15 protein-coding genes are annotated in these 16791 nt (G+C 70.9%); 8 read left to right on the forward strand and 7 right to left on the reverse strand.

Features of this window, described 5'->3' with window-relative positions; translation table 11 throughout:
* The first annotated feature begins 84 nt into the window (after window positions 1-84).
* On the forward strand, window positions 85-768 hold the full coding sequence (locus DLJ47_RS21830; RefSeq protein WP_109902326.1) for an alpha/beta fold hydrolase: 684 nt from the start codon (window positions 85-87) through the stop codon (window positions 766-768).
* 1 nt (window position 769) lies between these two features.
* Window positions 770-1336 (forward strand): GNAT family N-acetyltransferase, encoded by a 567-nt coding sequence (locus tag DLJ47_RS21835; RefSeq protein WP_109902224.1) that lies wholly within the window; start codon window positions 770-772, stop codon window positions 1334-1336.
* Between the two features lie 96 nt (window positions 1337-1432).
* On the opposite strand, the gene DLJ47_RS21840 is transcribed toward DLJ47_RS21835, so the two are convergent.
* On the reverse strand, window positions 1433-1903 hold the full coding sequence (locus DLJ47_RS21840; RefSeq protein WP_146228163.1) for a hypothetical protein: 471 nt from the start codon (window positions 1901-1903) through the stop codon (window positions 1433-1435).
* A gap of 423 nt (window positions 1904-2326) precedes the next feature.
* Window positions 2327-2953, reverse strand: a complete 627-nt coding sequence (locus tag DLJ47_RS21850; protein ID WP_109902228.1) for a TetR/AcrR family transcriptional regulator — start codon at window positions 2951-2953, stop codon at window positions 2327-2329.
* 54 nt (window positions 2954-3007) lie between these two features.
* On the opposite strand from DLJ47_RS21850, the gene DLJ47_RS21855 reads away from it, so the two are divergent.
* A complete protein-coding gene (locus tag DLJ47_RS21855) occupies window positions 3008-4159 on the forward strand; it encodes an FAD-dependent monooxygenase (protein WP_109902230.1) in 1152 nt (383 codons plus the stop codon).
* 87 nt (window positions 4160-4246) lie between these two features.
* Here the strand turns inward: DLJ47_RS21855 and DLJ47_RS21860 are convergent, their stop codons facing one another.
* Window positions 4247-5008 (reverse strand): class I SAM-dependent methyltransferase, encoded by a 762-nt coding sequence (locus tag DLJ47_RS21860; protein WP_109902232.1) that lies wholly within the window; start codon window positions 5006-5008, stop codon window positions 4247-4249.
* Window positions 5009-5126: 118 nt separating this feature from the next.
* On the opposite strand from DLJ47_RS21860, the gene DLJ47_RS21865 reads away from it, so the two are divergent.
* The gene (locus DLJ47_RS21865) at window positions 5127-6062 is read left to right on the forward strand and encodes a helix-turn-helix transcriptional regulator (protein WP_109902234.1); all 936 of its coding nucleotides are present in this window, start codon (window positions 5127-5129) and stop codon (window positions 6060-6062) included.
* A gap of 57 nt (window positions 6063-6119) precedes the next feature.
* Here the strand turns inward: DLJ47_RS21865 and DLJ47_RS21870 are convergent, their stop codons facing one another.
* Complete coding sequence (locus DLJ47_RS21870) at window positions 6120-6479, reverse strand: ArsR/SmtB family transcription factor (RefSeq protein ID WP_109902328.1); 360 nt, start codon at window positions 6477-6479, stop codon at window positions 6120-6122.
* A 66-nt stretch (window positions 6480-6545) separates the two neighbouring features.
* Here DLJ47_RS21870 and DLJ47_RS21875 point away from each other — a divergent pair, with 66 nt between their 5' ends.
* A complete protein-coding gene (locus DLJ47_RS21875; RefSeq protein ID WP_109902236.1) occupies window positions 6546-7601 on the forward strand; it encodes a cation diffusion facilitator family transporter in 1056 nt (351 codons plus the stop codon).
* 572 nt (window positions 7602-8173) lie between these two features.
* Window positions 8174-9061, forward strand: a complete 888-nt coding sequence (locus DLJ47_RS21880) for a S1 family peptidase (RefSeq protein WP_109902238.1) — start codon at window positions 8174-8176, stop codon at window positions 9059-9061.
* A 175-nt stretch (window positions 9062-9236) separates the two neighbouring features.
* Here DLJ47_RS21880 and DLJ47_RS21885 read toward each other — a convergent pair whose 3' ends face one another.
* Complete coding sequence (locus tag DLJ47_RS21885) at window positions 9237-9725, reverse strand: TetR-like C-terminal domain-containing protein (protein ID WP_233257942.1); 489 nt, start codon at window positions 9723-9725, stop codon at window positions 9237-9239.
* 391 nt (window positions 9726-10116) lie between these two features.
* Window positions 10117-10953, reverse strand: a complete 837-nt coding sequence (locus DLJ47_RS21890) for an SMP-30/gluconolactonase/LRE family protein (RefSeq protein WP_109902330.1) — start codon at window positions 10951-10953, stop codon at window positions 10117-10119.
* Window positions 10954-11378: 425 nt separating this feature from the next.
* Here DLJ47_RS21890 and DLJ47_RS21895 point away from each other — a divergent pair, with 425 nt between their 5' ends.
* Complete coding sequence (locus DLJ47_RS21895) at window positions 11379-13229, forward strand: sialidase family protein (protein ID WP_233257951.1); 1851 nt, start codon at window positions 11379-11381, stop codon at window positions 13227-13229.
* Between the two features lie 298 nt (window positions 13230-13527).
* Window positions 13528-14742 (forward strand): sialidase family protein, encoded by a 1215-nt coding sequence (locus DLJ47_RS21900; protein ID WP_199235953.1) that lies wholly within the window; start codon window positions 13528-13530, stop codon window positions 14740-14742.
* Window positions 14743-14789: 47 nt separating this feature from the next.
* Here DLJ47_RS21900 and DLJ47_RS21905 read toward each other — a convergent pair whose 3' ends face one another.
* Window positions 14790-16775 carry a beta-galactosidase gene (locus tag DLJ47_RS21905; protein ID WP_109902334.1) on the reverse strand — a complete coding sequence of 662 codons (1986 nt, stop codon included), beginning with the start codon at window positions 16773-16775 and terminating at the stop codon, window positions 14790-14792.
* Window positions 16776-16791 lie beyond the last annotated feature (16 nt).

Below are 16791 nucleotides of genomic sequence, written 5' to 3' on the forward strand. Positions count from 1 at the left end.
AGTGAGATCCGCCCGAATCCGGAAGCCGATCGTCCGGAACAGGTCCTAGCCTGACCGCCGAGTCGACCGTTGGAGGAGACGATCATGGACATCCTGCTCATCGCCGGCCTGTGGCTGGACGGGTCCGCCTGGGACGAGGTGGCGCCGCAGCTCGACCGGCTGGGTCACCGTCCCGTGCCGCTCACCCTCCCCGGTCAGGGCGACGGTTCCGCGGCGGCGACGCTGGACGATCAGGTGGCCACCGTGCTCGCCGCGGTCGACGCCGCGTCCGGCCCGCCCGTCGTGGTCGGGCACTCGGCCGCCGCCACGCTGGCCTGGCTGGCAGCCGACGCGCGCCCCGAGCGGGTGGCCCGGGTCGTGCTCATCGGCGGATTCCCGTCCGTCGACGGGAAGCGGTACGCCGACTTCTTCGACGTGACGGACGCGGTCATGCCGTTCCCGGGCTGGGAGCCGTTCGAGGGGCCCGACTCGGCCGACCTGGACGAGGAGAGCCGGCGCCGCTTCGCCTCGGCGGCCGTCCCGGTGCCGGCGGGCGTCGCCAAGGGCGTCGTGCGTCTGTGCGACGAGCGACGGTACGACGTGCCGGTCACGCTGGTGTGCCCCGAGTTCACCCCGGCCCAGGCCCGCGAGTGGCTCGACGCCGGCGAGCTGCCCGAGCTGGCCAAGGCCAAGCACCTCGAACTCCTCGACATCGACTCGGGCCACTGGCCGATGTTCACCCGGCCGGCCGAGCTGGCCCGGCTCCTCGCCGCGGCGGCCGAGGCCTGACATGTCGTACGCGGTCCGGCCCCTCGACGCCACGACGTGGCCGGCGTTCGTGGAGCTGGTCGAGCGCAACAACGGCGTGTACGGCGGATGCTGGTGCATCGGCTACCACCTGGAACGACCGCAGAAGGGGATGGATCGCCGGGCGGCCAAGGAGAAGCTGGTACGGACCGGCCGCGCCCACGCCGCCCTGGTGCTCGACGAGGACGGCGTCGCGCAGGGCTGGTGCCAGTACGGCAGCCCGGAGGAACTGCCCGGCATCAAGCACCGGCGCGCGTACGACCAGGACGCCCCGCCGTGGCCGGACTGGCGGATGACCTGCGTCTTCGTGGATCGGCAGCATCGGGGCCAGGGGGTGGCCCGGACCGCTGTGTCCGGCGCGCTCCACCTGATCGCCCGGTCCGGCGGCGGCCTCGTCGAGGCCATCTCGGAGGTCACCGTCGGCCGGGTCGCACAGGGGCGGTTCCTGTTCAGCGCGACGGTCGAACTGTTCGAGGAGCTCGGCTTCGCCCGCGGCCGGCAGGTCGGCAAGCACGCCTGGATCGTGAGCCGGGTGGTCGACCCGCAGTGACGGTCGGTGCCGGGTCGGTGGGCCGCGGGCAGCACCGGGCCCGGCTCGACGTCGTCGGGAACGCCCAGGCTTCGTGCCACATCGACGCGCCCCGGTTCAGACGTACGGTGACCACTCGAGGTATCCGTTGTTGACCATGCCTTCCGACATCACCGAACGGTACTCGTAGATGGTCTGGCCGAAGCACACTGACCACGAGTTCGCCGCGATCCCCGACGATGGGCATTCCCACTCTCCGAGGAAGAGCCCGTCCTGGTTCCTCAGGTCCGTGTTCGCCGCCGCGGAGTAGAGGCTGGATCGGTTGTTGCGAACAATCACCGCCCCCTGTGCGTACTGCCCTCCGACTGACCGGATCGCGCAGGCCTGGGCGACCACATTGGTGGCGACCGTTCCGGTGACACCGCACTTCCACGTGCTGGAGCTGGAGGTGATCGGGTTGGTGTTGCCGTAGGCACGCCACGCGCCTCTCTCCGCGGCTGCGGCAGGGCCGGCGGCGGTCACCAGACTCAGCCCTAGAGCAGCGGTGGTGACGGTTGTCAGCCCCGCGATCACCCGTGCAACTCGCATGTCGATCCCCTTTGGACGCCGGAACCTCGGCCGGGCGGTCGAATCGACCGCGATGAGGATCAGTATGGTCGGGCCACGTTGACGATCGATGACAGACGATTGCCGATCCGTGCCGGGTGGCTCGGGCGCGCCGACAGACCGATGTCAGGACCTGGGTGATGGTCAGGGGCGGCCGGGTGATCACCGGGGGCGCAACGTACGCCTGTCCCTGGCGAGTCTGGACGTGCTCGAGACGACGCGCAGTTTGCGCGCGCCTCGATCGGCGGCTCCGGCACCACCACGTCGTGGCCCCGGCCGGCCAGCTCAGGGGCCAGGAGATGCCAATCCCAGGCGCTGCCCCCGCCGCCGTGGATCAGAGCGAAAGTCGCCACGCCCGGGAGCCTTACCCAGAGGTACGACAGCCAGTCGCGCGGTTCGGTCAGCTCACTGGGTCGTTGAGCCGCCCGGATCGGGCAGCGCGCCGCCCACGATGGCGCGAGCGAGCGGCTCGACGAGCTGCCTGTTGACGAGGTCGACCGGCGTGGTGACCAGGACGAACAGCGCGCCGCCGTAGAGAGTGACCAGCGTCGGAACGGCCTCGGCGGGGATGGGCAGGCCGAGGGCGCCGTGGTGGCCGGCCGTCAGACCGATCGAGCTGTCCTGAAGACCGGCGAGAGCCGAGGCGAGGGCCGGCCGGCGTCCCGCCTCCAGTTGGAGTTCGTAGATCGCTCGGTAGCGGGTCCGAAGTGTGGTGGCCGCGGTGAGCAGCGCGTCGGTCAGCAGGGCCGCCAGTCGGTCGGTGAGGCTCGCGTGGGTCGGCGGGGTCGCCGTGTCGGTGTGGTGGTGTCGGGCGGCCCGGTCCATGTCGGCGTGGTGCAGCTCGACGATGCGGCGCGCGGTGGCGACCAGGAGCGCCTCGCGGCTGGGGAAGTAGTTGGAGGCCGTTCCCGGGGGCAGCGCGGCGGCCTTCTCGACCGCCCGGTGGGTCACGCCGTGAACTCCGGACGCGGCGAGCAGGTCGATGGCGGCGTCGGTGAGCGCTTGGCGACGGGTGGGGTTGGTCGGCGGCACTCCACCATGATAGGACTACGATCGTACTAGTACGATCGTAGTGGAGGTGAGCTCATGCGAGTCGTGGTGGTCGGCGGTGGCCTGGGCGGGGTGTCCGTGGCGGTGGGGCTGCATCGGCAGGGACACGAGGTGTCGCTGTACGAGCGCGGCGCCGAGCTTCGCGAGGCGGGCACCGGGGTGGTGCTCATGCCCAACGGAGTTCGGGCGCTGGATGCGCTCGGCCTCGGCGACTACGTGCACGGCCAGGCGATGCGTGCCACCACCGGCGGATTGCGCGACTGGCGCGGACGGCCGCTGTTGGTGACGGACGCGGTCCACGCCGAACGAACGGTCGGGACCGCCCACGTGGTGAGCCGAGCGGAGCTGCACCGGGCACTGCGCGCACCACTGCCCGCCCACCTGGTGCACACCGCCGCGCCGGTACAACGGCTGGAGCCCGACCCGTCCGGAGTGGTCGTCGTCAGCCACGGCCAGCCGGTGACCACGGCGGATGCGGTGGTCGTGGCCGATGGCATCGGCAGCAGCCTGCGCCGTCAGCTGTTTCCCGCCCATCCCGGAGTACGGCAGGTCGGCCGGTTGGACCTGCGCGGCATGCTGCCCACGCCGTCGGGGCTCGACGTCACCGAACTGTTGGCCAGCATCATGGTCGACCGCCGGACCGGCGCCATGTTCGGGCTGTTCCCGGTCGGTGAGCGCGATCTGTACTGGTTCACCGACACCGCGCTGCCCGAAGCGCGGCCCTCCGCGCACGACGCGCGCCAACAGGTCCTGGCCCTGCTGGCCGACTGGCACCCGGCGGTTCCGGCGCTGATCAAGGCGACGCCGCTCGCCGCTGTCCACGTCGACGCCATCGCGCGCCTCGCCACTCCGCTGCCGTCGTTCGCGGTCGGCCGTATCGCGCTGCTCGGCGACGCCGCTCACGCGATGACCCCCGATCTCGGACAGGGCGCGAGCCAGGCATTCGAAGACGCGGCCGCGCTCAGCCGGCACCTCAGCGGGGCCGACCCGGCCGTTGTTCCCGAACGACTGCTCCGCTACGACGCCGAACGCCGGCCCCGTACCAGTCGACTGATGGCCGCGGCATCCCGGCAATCACGGATGACCTCGCAGACCGGCGCCGTCGCGTGGCTGCGCGACACCCTGCTGCGCGCGACACCGCCCCGGCTCGCCACCAGACTGCTCGCCGCCACCTGGCACGCACAATAGGCAGCCCGCAACGATAGGCGGATCCCGCTGAAAACCTGATGCTGCTGATGCCATTGCGTGGCGTGGTTGGGTCTGTCGACGCCGCGATCAGGTCCGGCTCAAGGGGCGAGTCGCCTGCACGAACGTGACCCGGCCGAACCTGTGGTCGGCGTGCGCGACCTCCCGGGCGTCGCCGAGGCCGGCGTCGGCCAGGAGCGTGACGATGCCGTCGCCGTGGTTGCGGGCCACGACCGGGCTGGCCGCCACCCGGCGACGCATGAGGCGGGTCAGGTGCCGGAGGGCATGGACAGGGCTGTGGCCATGGCGGTGTGTTGGGTGCCCGGCGTCCTCGACGTTGGACGCTGGGCCGCCGAAGTCGACGACCGTGACCCTTCCTCCCGGCCGAAGGGCCCGCAGCGCGTCACGCGCGAACGCGATCCGACCGTCGTCATCGACGTGGTGCAGGGCCAACGACGAGACAACATGGTCGAGCGAGGCGTCCTCAGCGGGGATCCGGTCGGCGTAACCCTGAACGAGGGTCAGAGCGGCGCTGCGGCGGCGCGCCTTGCGCGCTGCCGTGCGCAGGGCGTCTCCGTCCGGGTCGAGGCCGGTCACCCGCGCGCTCGGCTGGGCCGCGAGCACCGCGAACGAGAGGTTGCCCGTGCCGCAGCCGACGTCGACCACCGTCTGGCCGGGCTCGATGCCGGCGAGCTCGACCACACGTTCGTGCAGTGCGCGGACGCCGGCCAACCGGGTGAAGGCGTCGTAGAACGGAAGAAGCCAGGCCCTTCCCGCGCCCGGCAGGAAGGGGCGGTCCCGATCCTCCGGAGTTCGCTGGTCGAGGATGCGTACGTGGGTCGAAGCTGCCATGGGTGCCTCCTGTGCATGCGGGGACGGGTCTGCCTCGGCGGCCCCCTGACCAACCGGTGTCGCCACCTCCAAGTCTTGGATATTCTGCGGTCGCCGAGCAGGATTTATCGTGGTAACCATGGGACATTCTTCGGTCAATGACGTGCCGGGGGTCCCGTCTGGGCTGCGCACGGTACGGTCCGACGGGACGCCGGTCTACCGCTACCGGCAACGCCCCGGCCTGCCTCCGGTCTCGGTGAGCCGTTTCGACACCGAAGCCGCCCACTCCAGGCTCCCGCCGGACCACCGGCACGCCCACGACTTCCTCGTCCTGGTCTATGTCGAGGAGGGCATGGGCTCAGTCACCGTCGACGGCGCCGAACGGCCGCTGCGCGCTGGCGAGGTCCACGCTCTATCGCCCGGACAGGTCATCGGCGTCACGGCCGCGGCTGAACTCGCCCGCGGCCGCGCGTGGTCGGTCGCGTTCACACCGGACGCCGTCCCTGCCCTGACCTCGGTCTCCCCACTGGGCTGGGCACACCATCCCCTCCTCGCCCTGTTCGCCTTCAGCGCGGGCCACGGTCGGATCGCGGAGCCCGACCGGGCCAACTGGTCGGCGTGGCTGGCGGACCTGGCCGACGAACTCGCCGACCCAGGCCGTCTCGGCGCCGGCGAGGCCGTCGCCGCACTGCTCACCCGGCTTCTGGTCGCGGCCGCGCGACTGGCACCCTGCGCTCCCGCCGCGCCGGACCCACTGGTCGAGCGGGTCTTCGCCGAGATCGAGGCGACGTTCCGCGAACCGGTCTCCGCCACCGACGTCGCCCGCAGGCTCGGCTACACCCCGGGGCACCTCACGACCGTGCTCCGTCGGCGCACAGGCCGCCCCCTGCTGGAATGGATCACCGAACGGCGCATGACCGAGGTCCGGCGAATGCTGCGCGAGACCGACCTGCCGCTCGACGCCGTGGCAGCCCGAACCGGCCTACGCGACGCCACCTATCTCGTCCGCCGCTTCCGCGACCGCTACGGCATCACCCCACAGCGATGGCGCCGCGCCCAGCGCGCATGGTCATGACACCGGCCCATCCGCACACACCGCTCCACGGTCTCCGATAGGCGTCGCCGTCCGCGTTCAGTCGTGCTCGGGGATGCCGGCCACCCGGTGCGAGGCAGCGCGGATGACCTCGGCCACGAGCCGCCGGACATGCCCGCCCCGGGCCGTGTAGAGGGCTCGGCGGCCCTCCCGCCGCACGGTCACCAGCCCGGCCAACCGCAGCCTGCCCAGGTGCTGCGACACCGCCGGCCGTGCCGCACCCACCGCCGCGACCAACGCCGTCACGTCGTGCTCGCCCTCGGCCAGCAGCGCCATCAACCGCAGCCGGGTGCCGTCGCCCAGCATCCGCAGCATCTCCGTTGCTGCCTCCACCTGGCTATCTGTGGGCAGGCGTTGTTGCAGGTCATGTGCATCTACAACCTTGTCGCGTGCGTACATGAGCACATATTATCGCCGGCGGCACGTCGGCCCCGATCTTCCGAGCCGGACGGGTAGGAGGAGCTTGTGCAGGACCAGGAGCACGAACACGATCACCGGCACGATGACCGGCACAGCGGAGGCCACCCCGCCACCTGGTGGCACCGGCTGCGGCACGCGGCGGTGCCGCACTCACACGACTCACGCGCGAAGGTCGACCCCGCTCTGGAGTCCTCCCGCGAGGGACTACGCGCGCTGTGGATCTCGCTGGTCGGCCTCGGGATCACCGCCATCGCCCAGGCGGTCATCGTCGTGCTGTCCGGGTCGGTCGCCCTGCTCGGCGACACCCTGCACAATGTCGCCGACGCCCTGACCGCCGTACCGCTGGGGATCGCCTTCCTGCTCGGCCGCCGCGCCGCCACCCGCGCCTACACCTACGGCTACGGCCGTGCCGAGGACCTGGCCGGCATCATCATCGTGGTCGTCATCGCCGGATCCGCTGTCGCCGCCGCCTGGACGGCCGGCAGCCGGCTGCTGCACCCCGCCGAGGTGACCCACCTGCCGTGGGTGGCCGCCGCCGGCCTCGTCGGGTTCATCGGCAACGAACTGGTCGCCCGCTACCGCATCCGCGTCGGCCGCCGCATCGGCTCCGCCGCCCTGATCGCCGACGGCCTGCACGCTCGCACCGACGGCTACACCTCCCTCGCCGTCCTCGCCGCCGCCGCCGGCGCCGCCCTCGGCTGGCACTGGGCCGACCCCGTCATCGGCCTGGCCATCGCCATCGCCATCACCTTCGTGCTCAAGGACGCCGCCCGCGAGGTCTACCACCGCCTCATGGACGCCGTCGACCCCGCCATCGTCGACCAAGCCGAAACCACACTCCGCGCCGTCGACGGCGTCCAGGACGTAGCCGCGGTACGGCTCCGCTGGATCGGCCACCGCCTGCACGCCGAAGCCGAGCTGGTTGTCGACGCTCGCCTCAGCCTCATGGCCGCCCACGAGATCGCCGCCGACGCCGAGCACCAGCTCACCCACGCATTACCCAGACTGGTCAGCGCCACCGTCCACACCGACCCCGACAGCCACCCCGGGATGCGCCACCACACCGACCTCTCGCACCAGCGCCGAAAGCAGCCACGATGACGCTCGCGATCAGATGTTGTGGCGGAGCTTGGAGCCGCCACTCCGCAACCAGCAGGAACGGCGCTCAACGCCTGCTCATGCGGCTCTGCGGGCTGCCATGATTCGGCACTGGTTCGCGATGCCGCGACTTCTCACGCGGTGGTTGGTGAGGTTGGTGGGCTAGCGGCCACTGCCAGGCAAGCGCGTTACGGGTCGCGATGGGCACATCGGCGGGGAGTTCGGCCGGGCGTCCGGCCACGACGATCCGCATCTGGCCTCGGGCCGCGCGGGCAGCAGCGCGGCGAAGCTGTACGACTGCGCCCCCTCGCGAACCCCGGAGTCCTGGTCCGTGGCAGCCCTCTTCGGCACCCGGTGTGTGTCGCACGTAACGCTACGCCATTGATGAACGCTTATCGATGCGGAAAGCCGGATGTGCGGCTTCCACGGACCGGGCATGGCCTCCACCCGTCCCCACCGGCCACTCAGGTCGTACCGCCACTGGCCACCGTCAGTGGCGCTGACACCTGCCGTCCGTTGGCGGCGACTCACCGGGCCACCACCCGTCTGGCCCATCACTCCCGTAGGAGGAGACAGTGAGGATCACCAGGAATCCCTCCCGCAGCCGCACCGCTCGATCCGCCCAGCTGCTGGCCGTAGCCGTCGGCGTGATCGCTACCGCCGCCTTCACCCAGCCGACCGCCGCGTCGGCATCCCCCCGGGACTACAGTCCCCGCCAACTCGCCGAGGTGACCGACGCGGTGGACAGGTCGGGCGTCGAGGGCATCGCCTGGCACGTGGACACCGCGTCCGGCCGCGTCGTCGTGGTCGCCGACAGCACCGTCAGCCGCGCCGAGATCGCGAAGATCAGGCAGAGCGCCGGCGACAAGGCCGGCGCGGTCCGGGTCGAGCGCGCCTCGGGAATCTTCAAGCCGCTGCTGTCCGCCGGCGACGCCATCTACGGCGGGGGTTACCGCTGCTCGCTCGGCTTCAACGTCGTCAGCGGCAACACCTACTACTTCCTGACCGCCGGGCACTGCGGAGACGTGGCCAACACCTGGTACACGAACTCCAGCCACACCACGCTCATCGGGGCGACCATCGGCTCCAGCTACCCGGGCAACGACTACGCGCTGGTCCGCTACGACAACACGTCGCTGAGCCACCCCGGCGGGTTTTCCGTCGCGGACGCGTACGTCGGGGAGTCGGTCAAGCGGACCGGGTCGACCACGGGTACCCGCAGCGGAACGGTCACCGCGCTCAACGTCTCGGTCCGCTACGTCGGCCAAGGCGGCGGCAAGGTGAGCGGCATGATCCAGACCAACGTGTGCGCCGAGCCCGGCGACTCCGGCGGCGCGCTGTACGACGGGTCCAAGGCGCTCGGCATCACCTCCGGCGGCAGCGGCGACTGCCGATCCGGCGGCACCACCTTCTACCAGCCGGTACGCGAGGCGGTCAACGCGTACGGCGTAACCGTCTACTGATCCGTCGCGGGGCAACGGGCTCTCGGCCGCGGCCGGGAGCCCGCTGCCGCGGCGCCCGGCGCTCATTCGCGACTGAAGAATCGTGGCTCCGGTGAGCGGATGCATGGACCGGATGCGCGGAGCATGTCTCCGGCGAGCATCGAGTTGCGCCTGGTCGCGTCAGTGTGTGGTGTGTTCAGGCGCGGCCGCGTACGAGCGGCAGGAAGACCTCATCGACGATTTCTATCAGTACCTCGTCGGGTACCGAGGGGATGCCGCGCATCGCGTAATCGGCGCGTAGCAGCATCGTCGGCGTGGTCGCGACGCGCGGATGGACGGCCGCCGGTGGCGCCTCGCCACGCGCTACGGCGCGTTCGAGCATGGTCAGCCAGGCGCGGTCCATGGTGTCCGCGCCCGACCGTTCTCGCACGAGATCGAGCAGCGCCGGGTCATCCGCCGCAGCCGCCAGCAGGCCGCGCAGGACCGCTCCGTGCGGCGACGACCACGTTTCGTTCGCCTGCCGCAGCATCTCGAGTGCGTCGCCCCGCAGGGTGCCCGTGTCGGGGTTCGGCATCGTGGCGTCGGAGAGGTGGCGGTACGCCGCGATGCCCAGCGCCGCCCGATGCGGCCACCGGCGGTAGATGGCGTTCTTGTTAGTCCCGGCCCGGGCGGCGACCCGGTCCATGGTCATCCCCGCGTAGCCGGACTCGCGCAGTTCCTCCGCTGCCGCTGTGCGGGAGCGGTTCGGCGGCGCCGTCGGCTACGCCTCGATCCCGCTGGAGGACGTCGACTGGACGCCGTTCGACATCATCGCCAGCGACGCGCGCACTCAGACCCTCGCAGAGTAGTCGCGCGACCTCGTCCCGCCCTCGGCGCACAGCGCCACCGTGGGCAGGCCCAAGCCCCGACCGGCGGTCATTCCCGGCGTGAATCCCGCCGACGAGCGGTTCGGCTCTGCGTAGCCGCCTCAGTTGCCACCGGCAGCGCTCGATCAGGGTTCCGCTCATGCCGGGGCCGCTTGTCGCCGGTCCGCCCCGGGCGTGACCGACCATGACCCTGATCCTCGCTCCGCCGGGTCACGGTCTCCCGGCTCCGGGCGCGGGCGCCGGGAACGCCACCAGCCTCCCGCTGGGCCGCGACGACCCCGGTCCACCATACGTCTGGCCCACGACGAACAAGCGCGGATCCCGACTGCGGCTGAGCACGCAAGCGAAGGCGCCGCGATCGAAGTCGACGGTGGTGAGCACCTCGCCGCCCTCGCGTACCCGGACACAGCGCTGATTGCCGACGTCGGCGTACCAGACCGCACCCTCGGCGTCCATGCAGATCCCGTCGGGGTGGTCGTCGGGTGTCGCCGCCCACACCCGCCGGTTGCTGAGAACCCCGTCGCCGCCGATGTCGTAGGCGGTGAGCCGGCTCGCGTACGACTCGGCGACGATGAGCGTCGCGCCGTCCGGGCTGATCGCCATGCCGTTGGGGAACGCGAGGTCGTCGGCCACCTGCTCGACGTGCCCCTCGGGGCTGACGAGCACGACCAGGCCCGGGGCGAACTCGCTGCCGGGAAAGTCGAAACCGATGCTGTTGACGTAGGCGTTGCCCCGCTCGTCGACCACGATGTCGTTCCACGGCTTGTCCGAGACCGCGGAAAGGTCGGCGTGCTCGACCAGCGACCCGTCCGGCTCCCGGCGCAGCAACCGACGCTGCGCCGAGTCCACCACGAGCAGCCGCCCGTCCGGCAGAAAGTCGATACACATCGGGAACGACGTGACCGTCGCCTCCACCTCGTGGCGACCGTCGGCGTCGAGCGAGATCACTTGGTTGGCGCCCCAGTCGGAGAACCAGACCCGCCCGTCGTGCCAGCGCGGCGACTCGCCGAAAACGATGTCTTCCAGCAGGACCTCAGCTTCGCCCATCACGACCTCCATCTGCTTGGCGTTGGTACAGACCCGACTCGGCAGCGAAACTCATCGCTCCCTCCTCAATGGGCTGCGCGTCCCCGCGCACGGGTGAACCGCCGGGTTCTGTGGAGACCTTGATGTTCCCGGGTTTGGTGGAGTCGGGTTGGTCGATTCGGTGCGGTCGGCGGGACGTGCCCGATGGCTGAGGGGCTTGCGATGCCGGACATAGGACGTAGGATGTCCGCCAACCGTTCCTAGCTGTTTCCGACGGAGCACCTGGGAAGAGCTGCGGACAATCCACGAGCGCAGCAGGTGCGACAACCAGCAGTCGGGACTCACCTGCCGCTCGACACGAGCCGCCCCAGCGGTGACCAGTGGAGGTATCGCATTCCATGACGAGGCAGAGACACAGCAGAAGACACCGCCGACTGTTGTCCACCATGGTGATCGCGGCGATGGCTGCCGCCCTGCTCACCAGCGGCACCGCGCACGCCGCGGAGCCGTACCACGAGGAGCGTGCGGTCTACACCGCGAACACGGACGGGTACTTCTGCTTCCGCATCCCGGCGATCGTGAGGGCCACCAACGGAGACCTGCTGGCGTTCGCCGAAGGCCGGATCGACAACTGTGGCGACAGGGGCGACATCGACCTGGTGCTGAAGCGGTCCCACGACGGCGGCCGTACCTGGGGGCCGCTGCAGGTTGTGTCGCGCGGCAACGGTGACACGCACGGCAACCCGATGCCGATCGTGGACGAACGGACTGGTCGGGTCGTGCTGTTCACGACCCACAACCCGGGCACCGGCAGCGGTGGCCGCGTTCCGTTCCTGCAGGTCAGCGACGACCACGGAGTGACCTGGAGCGCGCCGCGAGAGATGACCGGGCTGATGCTGCCGGAGTGGTCCGCGTGGTACGCCACCGGTCCGGTACACGCCATCCAGCTCAAACGCGGCCCGCACGCCGGGCGGCTGGTGATGAGCGCCAACCACGAGTCCTTCGCGTCTGACGGGCGGCGCATCGCCGGAGTCCACCTCGGTTACAGCGACGACGGCGGCGAAACCTGGCATCGCGGCGCCAGCGCCGGTGGCGCGGAGGACGACATCCTCGTCAACGAGTCGACGCTGGTGGAACTGACCGACGGGCGGATCTACGTCAACGTGCGGGAAGCCGGCACGGCTGAGGGCACCCGGGCGTACGCGATCTCCAGCGACGGCGGCGAAAGCTACGACGCGCCGTTCCGGATGGTGCCCGAGCTGACGATGCCGGTCGTGCAGGGAGCGTTGCTACGCCTCACCGCCACCGACGAAGGTGACGCGCGGAACCGCATCCTGTTCTCCGGACCGGCCAACCCCGGCAAGCGCGAGGCCCTGACGATCCGATCCTCGTACGACGAGGCCCAGACCTGGGAGACCTGGCAGGAAGGCAAGGTCGTCACGTGGGGTCCGGGCGGCTACTCCGACCTGGTCGAGATCGAGACCGATCCGGTCGCGGGCCCCGTGGCAGGGGTGCTGTACGAAGGCGGTGTCGCCGCCCTGTACGAGGTGATCCAGTTCGTCCGGTTCAACGAGGCGTACCTCGACACTCCGAACGGTTCGCCTCCGGATCTGCCGCCGCCCCCGGAGCCCGGACCGACGACCCCGGACGCAGCACCGCGCTACGACAACACCGCCTACGTCCGTAACGGTGCGACGCTGACCGAGGGGCGGTACGGCACCGGGATCGCGCTCGACGGCGTCGACGACCACGTGGAGGTGCCGTACAACCCGGACGTCGACCTTGAGGACAACCAGTTCACAATCATGACCTGGTTCCGGTACAGCCACACCACCGGCAGCCACGTGATCTGGTGGTTCCACCAGGTGGGTACGGGAGCCGCTCAGATCTGGCTGCGAGCCGAACCGGCAGGCAACCGCATCCGGGGCGTCGTCGGCACCGGCCAGGGCGACGCGAACATCACCATCGCGGGCGCGTACAACGACGGCCTCTGGCACCACGTCGTCATGCAACGCACAGCGACCCGGGTCACGGTCCTCATCGACGGCGCCACCGTCGCCAACCTGGCCGCTCCGCGCGGCTCGGTGACCACCGGCAAGGAGTTCGGCATCGGCAGCATCCACCTCGGGCAACGGATCGACGGCGTCAACCGGTTCCGCGGCACCCTCGACGAGTTCCGCATCTACGGGCGCGCCCTCACCTCTGAAGAGTTGCGGGATGTCCGGGACCACAATGTCCCGATCGCCGGCCAACTCCGGCTTCGTCTCCCGTTCACGACCGTCGACCCCGAGCGGTAACCGCAGGGTCGGTGCCCCGCCAGCGGTCGTCTGGCGGGGCACCACCACCCGCGCCGACTGTGTTCACGCTCCGCGTCGACGGCCTTGTGGATCGAGGGTCGTCCGCCAACACCACGGGCAGGGCGTTGCGGAGGCTGCCGGCAGGCGGGGCCGGCGGGTCATCGACCTTGACCACATCGAACTCCGCCATTAGCGTCTGGATCGGACAGAGGACGTCCTACGTCAAGCTCTACCAGTGCATCTCTCACCGATGCACCGGATCCACGAAGTGCCATCCCCCACCACGAAAGAGGTGCGCATGTCCCGCACACCCCGCTCGATGATCGCTCTCGGCGCCGCCGGGATCGCCGTCTCCCTGGCCCTCGGAGCCTCGCCCGCGACGGCCGAACCGACGACACCCGCGCACCGGTGTGACACCTCCGTGCCGTTCGTCTCCGGCGCCGAGGGCTACACCGGTTTCCGGATCCCCGCCGTCGTCACCGCCCGGTCCGGCGCCCTGCTCGCCTTCGCCGAGGGTCGGCACGGCTCGTTGGCCGACGCGGGCAACATCGACCTCGTCCTCAAGCGATCCGGCGACGGCGGATGCACCTGGGGGCCGTTGCAGGTGGTGCACGACCGCGGTCCGGATACCGCCGGGAACCCCGCGCCGGTCCTCACGGCGAGTGGCCGTCTCGTCCTGCTGTCCACGACCAATGCCGCCGAGGCGTCCGAGGCCGAGATCATGCGCGGTGAGGTCACGCCCGAGCAGAGCCGCCGGGTCTTCGTCCAGCACAGCGACGACGACGGAGTCAGCTGGTCGGCGCCGAGGGAGATCACGGGGCAGGCTAAGGCGCAGAACTGGCGGTGGTACGCCACGGGACCGGGCCACGCCCTACGCCTGACCGGTGCCGCCCACCGGGACCGGCTGGTGGTACCGGCCAATCACTCGATCGCGCCCCCGGCCGGATCTACTGATCTCGGTACCGAGGCCAAGTACTACGGTGGTCACCTGCTCTACAGCGACGACGCCGGCGAGACCTGGCAGATCGGCGCGGTCGACGACAACCCCAACGGCTACGTGAACGTCAACGAGACCACGGCGGCGGAGCTGCCGGACGGCCGGCTCTACCTCAACACCCGCGAGCACAACGGCAGCGCGCCCGGCAATCGGGCCGACACCTGGAGCGCCGACGGCGGCGAGTCGCTGGTGCTGCCGTACCGGCCGCAGGCGACCCTCGTGGGCCCGGTCGTGCAGGCCAGCGTCCTGCAGCTGAGCGGCCCGGAGGCGCCGCTGCTCTTCTCCGGGCCCGCCGATCCCGCCAGCCGGGCGGCGATGACGCTGCGGATCAGCACTGACCAGGGCTCGACCTGGCGGCCGGCCCTGGCGCTGTCCGGCCTTCCCGCCGGGTACTCCGACCTGGTGCAGCTGGACGCCCGGACCGTCGGGGTGCTCTACGAGACCGGCAACTTCGGCCCGTACGAGACGATCACCTTCCGCCGGGTCCCGGCGGTCGAGCTGCGGAAGCTCGGGTGAGGCACGGGTGTGCGCCGCGACGCTGGTCGCGGCGCACACCCGCCCGATCAGGAACGCAGCACAGCGACACCGCGCGGAGGCAGGGTGACGATGTCGGCCGCGCCGTCCTGGTCACCGAGCAGGTCGACGGCGACGGACGGCAGCGCCACGGTCGCCGGCGTGCCGCCATGGTTGAGCAGGAACAGGTACGAACGGTCGTCGCCGTGGCGACGCACGGCCTGCACGCCGTCGGGCAGGTCGGGCAGGACCGGCGCGACTTCCGCCTCCGCTCGAACCTGGTCGAGCACCGCGCGCATCAGCGCCGGGTCGGGGCGGGTGGCGAGGTACCACGCGGCGCCGGCTCCGTAGCGGTGCCGGAGCAGGGCGGGTCGGCCGGCCAGCTCGCCGTCGGTGAACGTGCCCATCACCTGCGCCCCGGCCGGCTCGACCCATTCCGACCACTCCAGGCCGTGACCGTGCCGGCCGTCGAGGTCCAGGCCGATCGTGCCGTCGACCGGCAGGGGCCAGAACTCCTCCACCCGCAACCCGAGCAGGTCACGCAGCGGCCCCGGCGCACCTCCCGGGTGCAGCCGCTCGGTCTCGTCGACCACCCCGGTGAAGTACGACACCAGCAGGGTGCCGCCGCGGTGTACGTGCTGCCGTAGCGCGTCGGCGGTGGCGGTCGAGAGCAGGTACAGGTTGGGCACGATCACCAGGCGGTAGCTGGCCAGGTCGGCGTCGGGTGGCACGACGTCGCAGGTCACATGGGCATCGAAGAGCGGCGCGTAGTGCGCCCGGTGGGCCGCCAGGACATCGAGCGGCCCCGGATGGGCGTCGCCCTCCACCGCCCACCAGTTCGACCAGTCGTGCAGCAGGGCCACGTCGGCCTGCACCCGGGTGCCGGCGAGTTCGGCGGCGGCCGCGATCTCGGCGCCGAGCTCACGGACCTCGCGGTGGGTCCTGCTGTGCTCTCCGGTGTGCGGCAGCATCGCCGAGTGGAACTTCTCGGCGCCGCCCGCGGCCTGCCGCCATTGGAAGAACAGCACCGCGTCGGCCCCCTGGGCGACCGCCTGCCAGCTCCACAACCGCATCACTCCCGGCGGCTTCGGTGCGTTTCGCTCCCGCCAGTTGACCGCGCTCGGTGCCTGCTCCATGAGCAGCCAGGGTTGACCCCGTCGCGCCGAGCGGACGAGGTCGTAGCCGAAGCCGGCGTCGACGTGCGTACGCGGGTCGTACGGGTCGGGATAGCTGTCGAGACTGACGACGTCCTGTTCTGCGGCCCAGCGGAAGGAGTCGATCGGCTTGTGCACGAGGCCGATGAAGTTGGTGGTCAGCGGTATACCGGGGGTGTGCCGCCGCAGGATGTCGCGTTCGAGGGTGTAGCAGGCGAGGATGGCGTCGTTGCTGAACCGGGCGAAGTCGAGCTTCTGGGCGGGGTTGCCGAAGGTCGGCGCGGTACGTGGGGGCAGTACCTCCGACCAGTCGTCGTAGCGCTGGGACCAGAAGGCGGTGGACCAGGCGGCGTTGAGGGCGTCCACGTCGCCGTAGCGGTCCCGCAGCCAGCGCCGGAAGTCGGCCGCGGACACGTCGCAGTAGCAGGCCCGCACATGGCAGCCGTACTCGTTGCCGACATGCCACAGCCGCAGCGCGGGATGGCTGCCGTAGCGCTGGGCGAGCTGCTCGACCAGCCGGGCCGCGTGCTCCCGGTAGACCGGGCTCGACGGGCAGTAGTGCTGGCGGGCGCCGGGCCACAGCCTCACCCCGTCGGCCCGGGTCGGCAGCACCTCGGGGTGCAGACGGGACAACCAGGGCGGTGGCGAGGCGGTCATGGTCGCGAGGCTGGCCCCGATCCCCGCCTCCGCCAGGTGGTCCAGCACCCGGTCGAACCAGCCGAAGTCGTAATCGCCGGGTCGCGGCTCCACCTGGGCCCAGGCGAAGATGCCCACCGAGACCAGTGAGACGCCAGCCTCGGCCATCAGCTTCATGTCCTCGACCCAGACGTCCTCCGGCCACTGCTCCGGGTTGTAGTCACCGCCGAACAAGATGTTGGGCATGGTCACAGTCCACTCC

This window comes from Micromonospora sp. S4605 (assembly GCF_003176715.1).
In the GTDB taxonomy this organism is placed as follows: Bacteria; Actinomycetota; Actinomycetes; order Mycobacteriales; family Micromonosporaceae; genus Micromonospora; species Micromonospora echinaurantiaca.

Bases quoted from the DNA above. Each gene is read 5' to 3' on its own strand.
- DLJ47_RS21830 (WP_109902326.1), top strand. From the start codon at position 85: ATGGACATCCTGCTCATCGCCGGCCTGTGGCTGGACGGGTCCGCCTGG.
- DLJ47_RS21835 (WP_109902224.1), top strand. From the start codon at position 770: ATGTCGTACGCGGTCCGGCCCCTCGACGCCACGACGTGGCCGGCGTTC.
- DLJ47_RS21840 (WP_146228163.1), bottom strand. From the start codon at position 1,903: ATGCGAGTTGCACGGGTGATCGCGGGGCTGACAACCGTCACCACCGCT.
- DLJ47_RS21855 (WP_109902230.1), top strand. From the start codon at position 3,008: ATGCGAGTCGTGGTGGTCGGCGGTGGCCTGGGCGGGGTGTCCGTGGCG.
- DLJ47_RS21860 (WP_109902232.1), bottom strand. From the start codon at position 5,008: ATGGCAGCTTCGACCCACGTACGCATCCTCGACCAGCGAACTCCGGAG.
- DLJ47_RS21865 (WP_109902234.1), top strand. From the start codon at position 5,127: ATGGGACATTCTTCGGTCAATGACGTGCCGGGGGTCCCGTCTGGGCTG.
- DLJ47_RS21870 (WP_109902328.1), bottom strand. From the start codon at position 6,479: ATGTACGCACGCGACAAGGTTGTAGATGCACATGACCTGCAACAACGC.
- DLJ47_RS21885 (WP_233257942.1), bottom strand. From the start codon at position 9,725: ATGGACCGGGTCGCCGCCCGGGCCGGGACTAACAAGAACGCCATCTAC.
- DLJ47_RS21890 (WP_109902330.1), bottom strand. From the start codon at position 10,953: ATGGGCGAAGCTGAGGTCCTGCTGGAAGACATCGTTTTCGGCGAGTCG.
- DLJ47_RS21895 (WP_233257951.1), top strand. From the start codon at position 11,379: ATGGTGATCGCGGCGATGGCTGCCGCCCTGCTCACCAGCGGCACCGCG.
- DLJ47_RS21900 (WP_199235953.1), top strand. From the start codon at position 13,528: ATGTCCCGCACACCCCGCTCGATGATCGCTCTCGGCGCCGCCGGGATC.
- DLJ47_RS21905 (WP_109902334.1), bottom strand. From the start codon at position 16,775: ATGCCCAACATCTTGTTCGGCGGTGACTACAACCCGGAGCAGTGGCCG.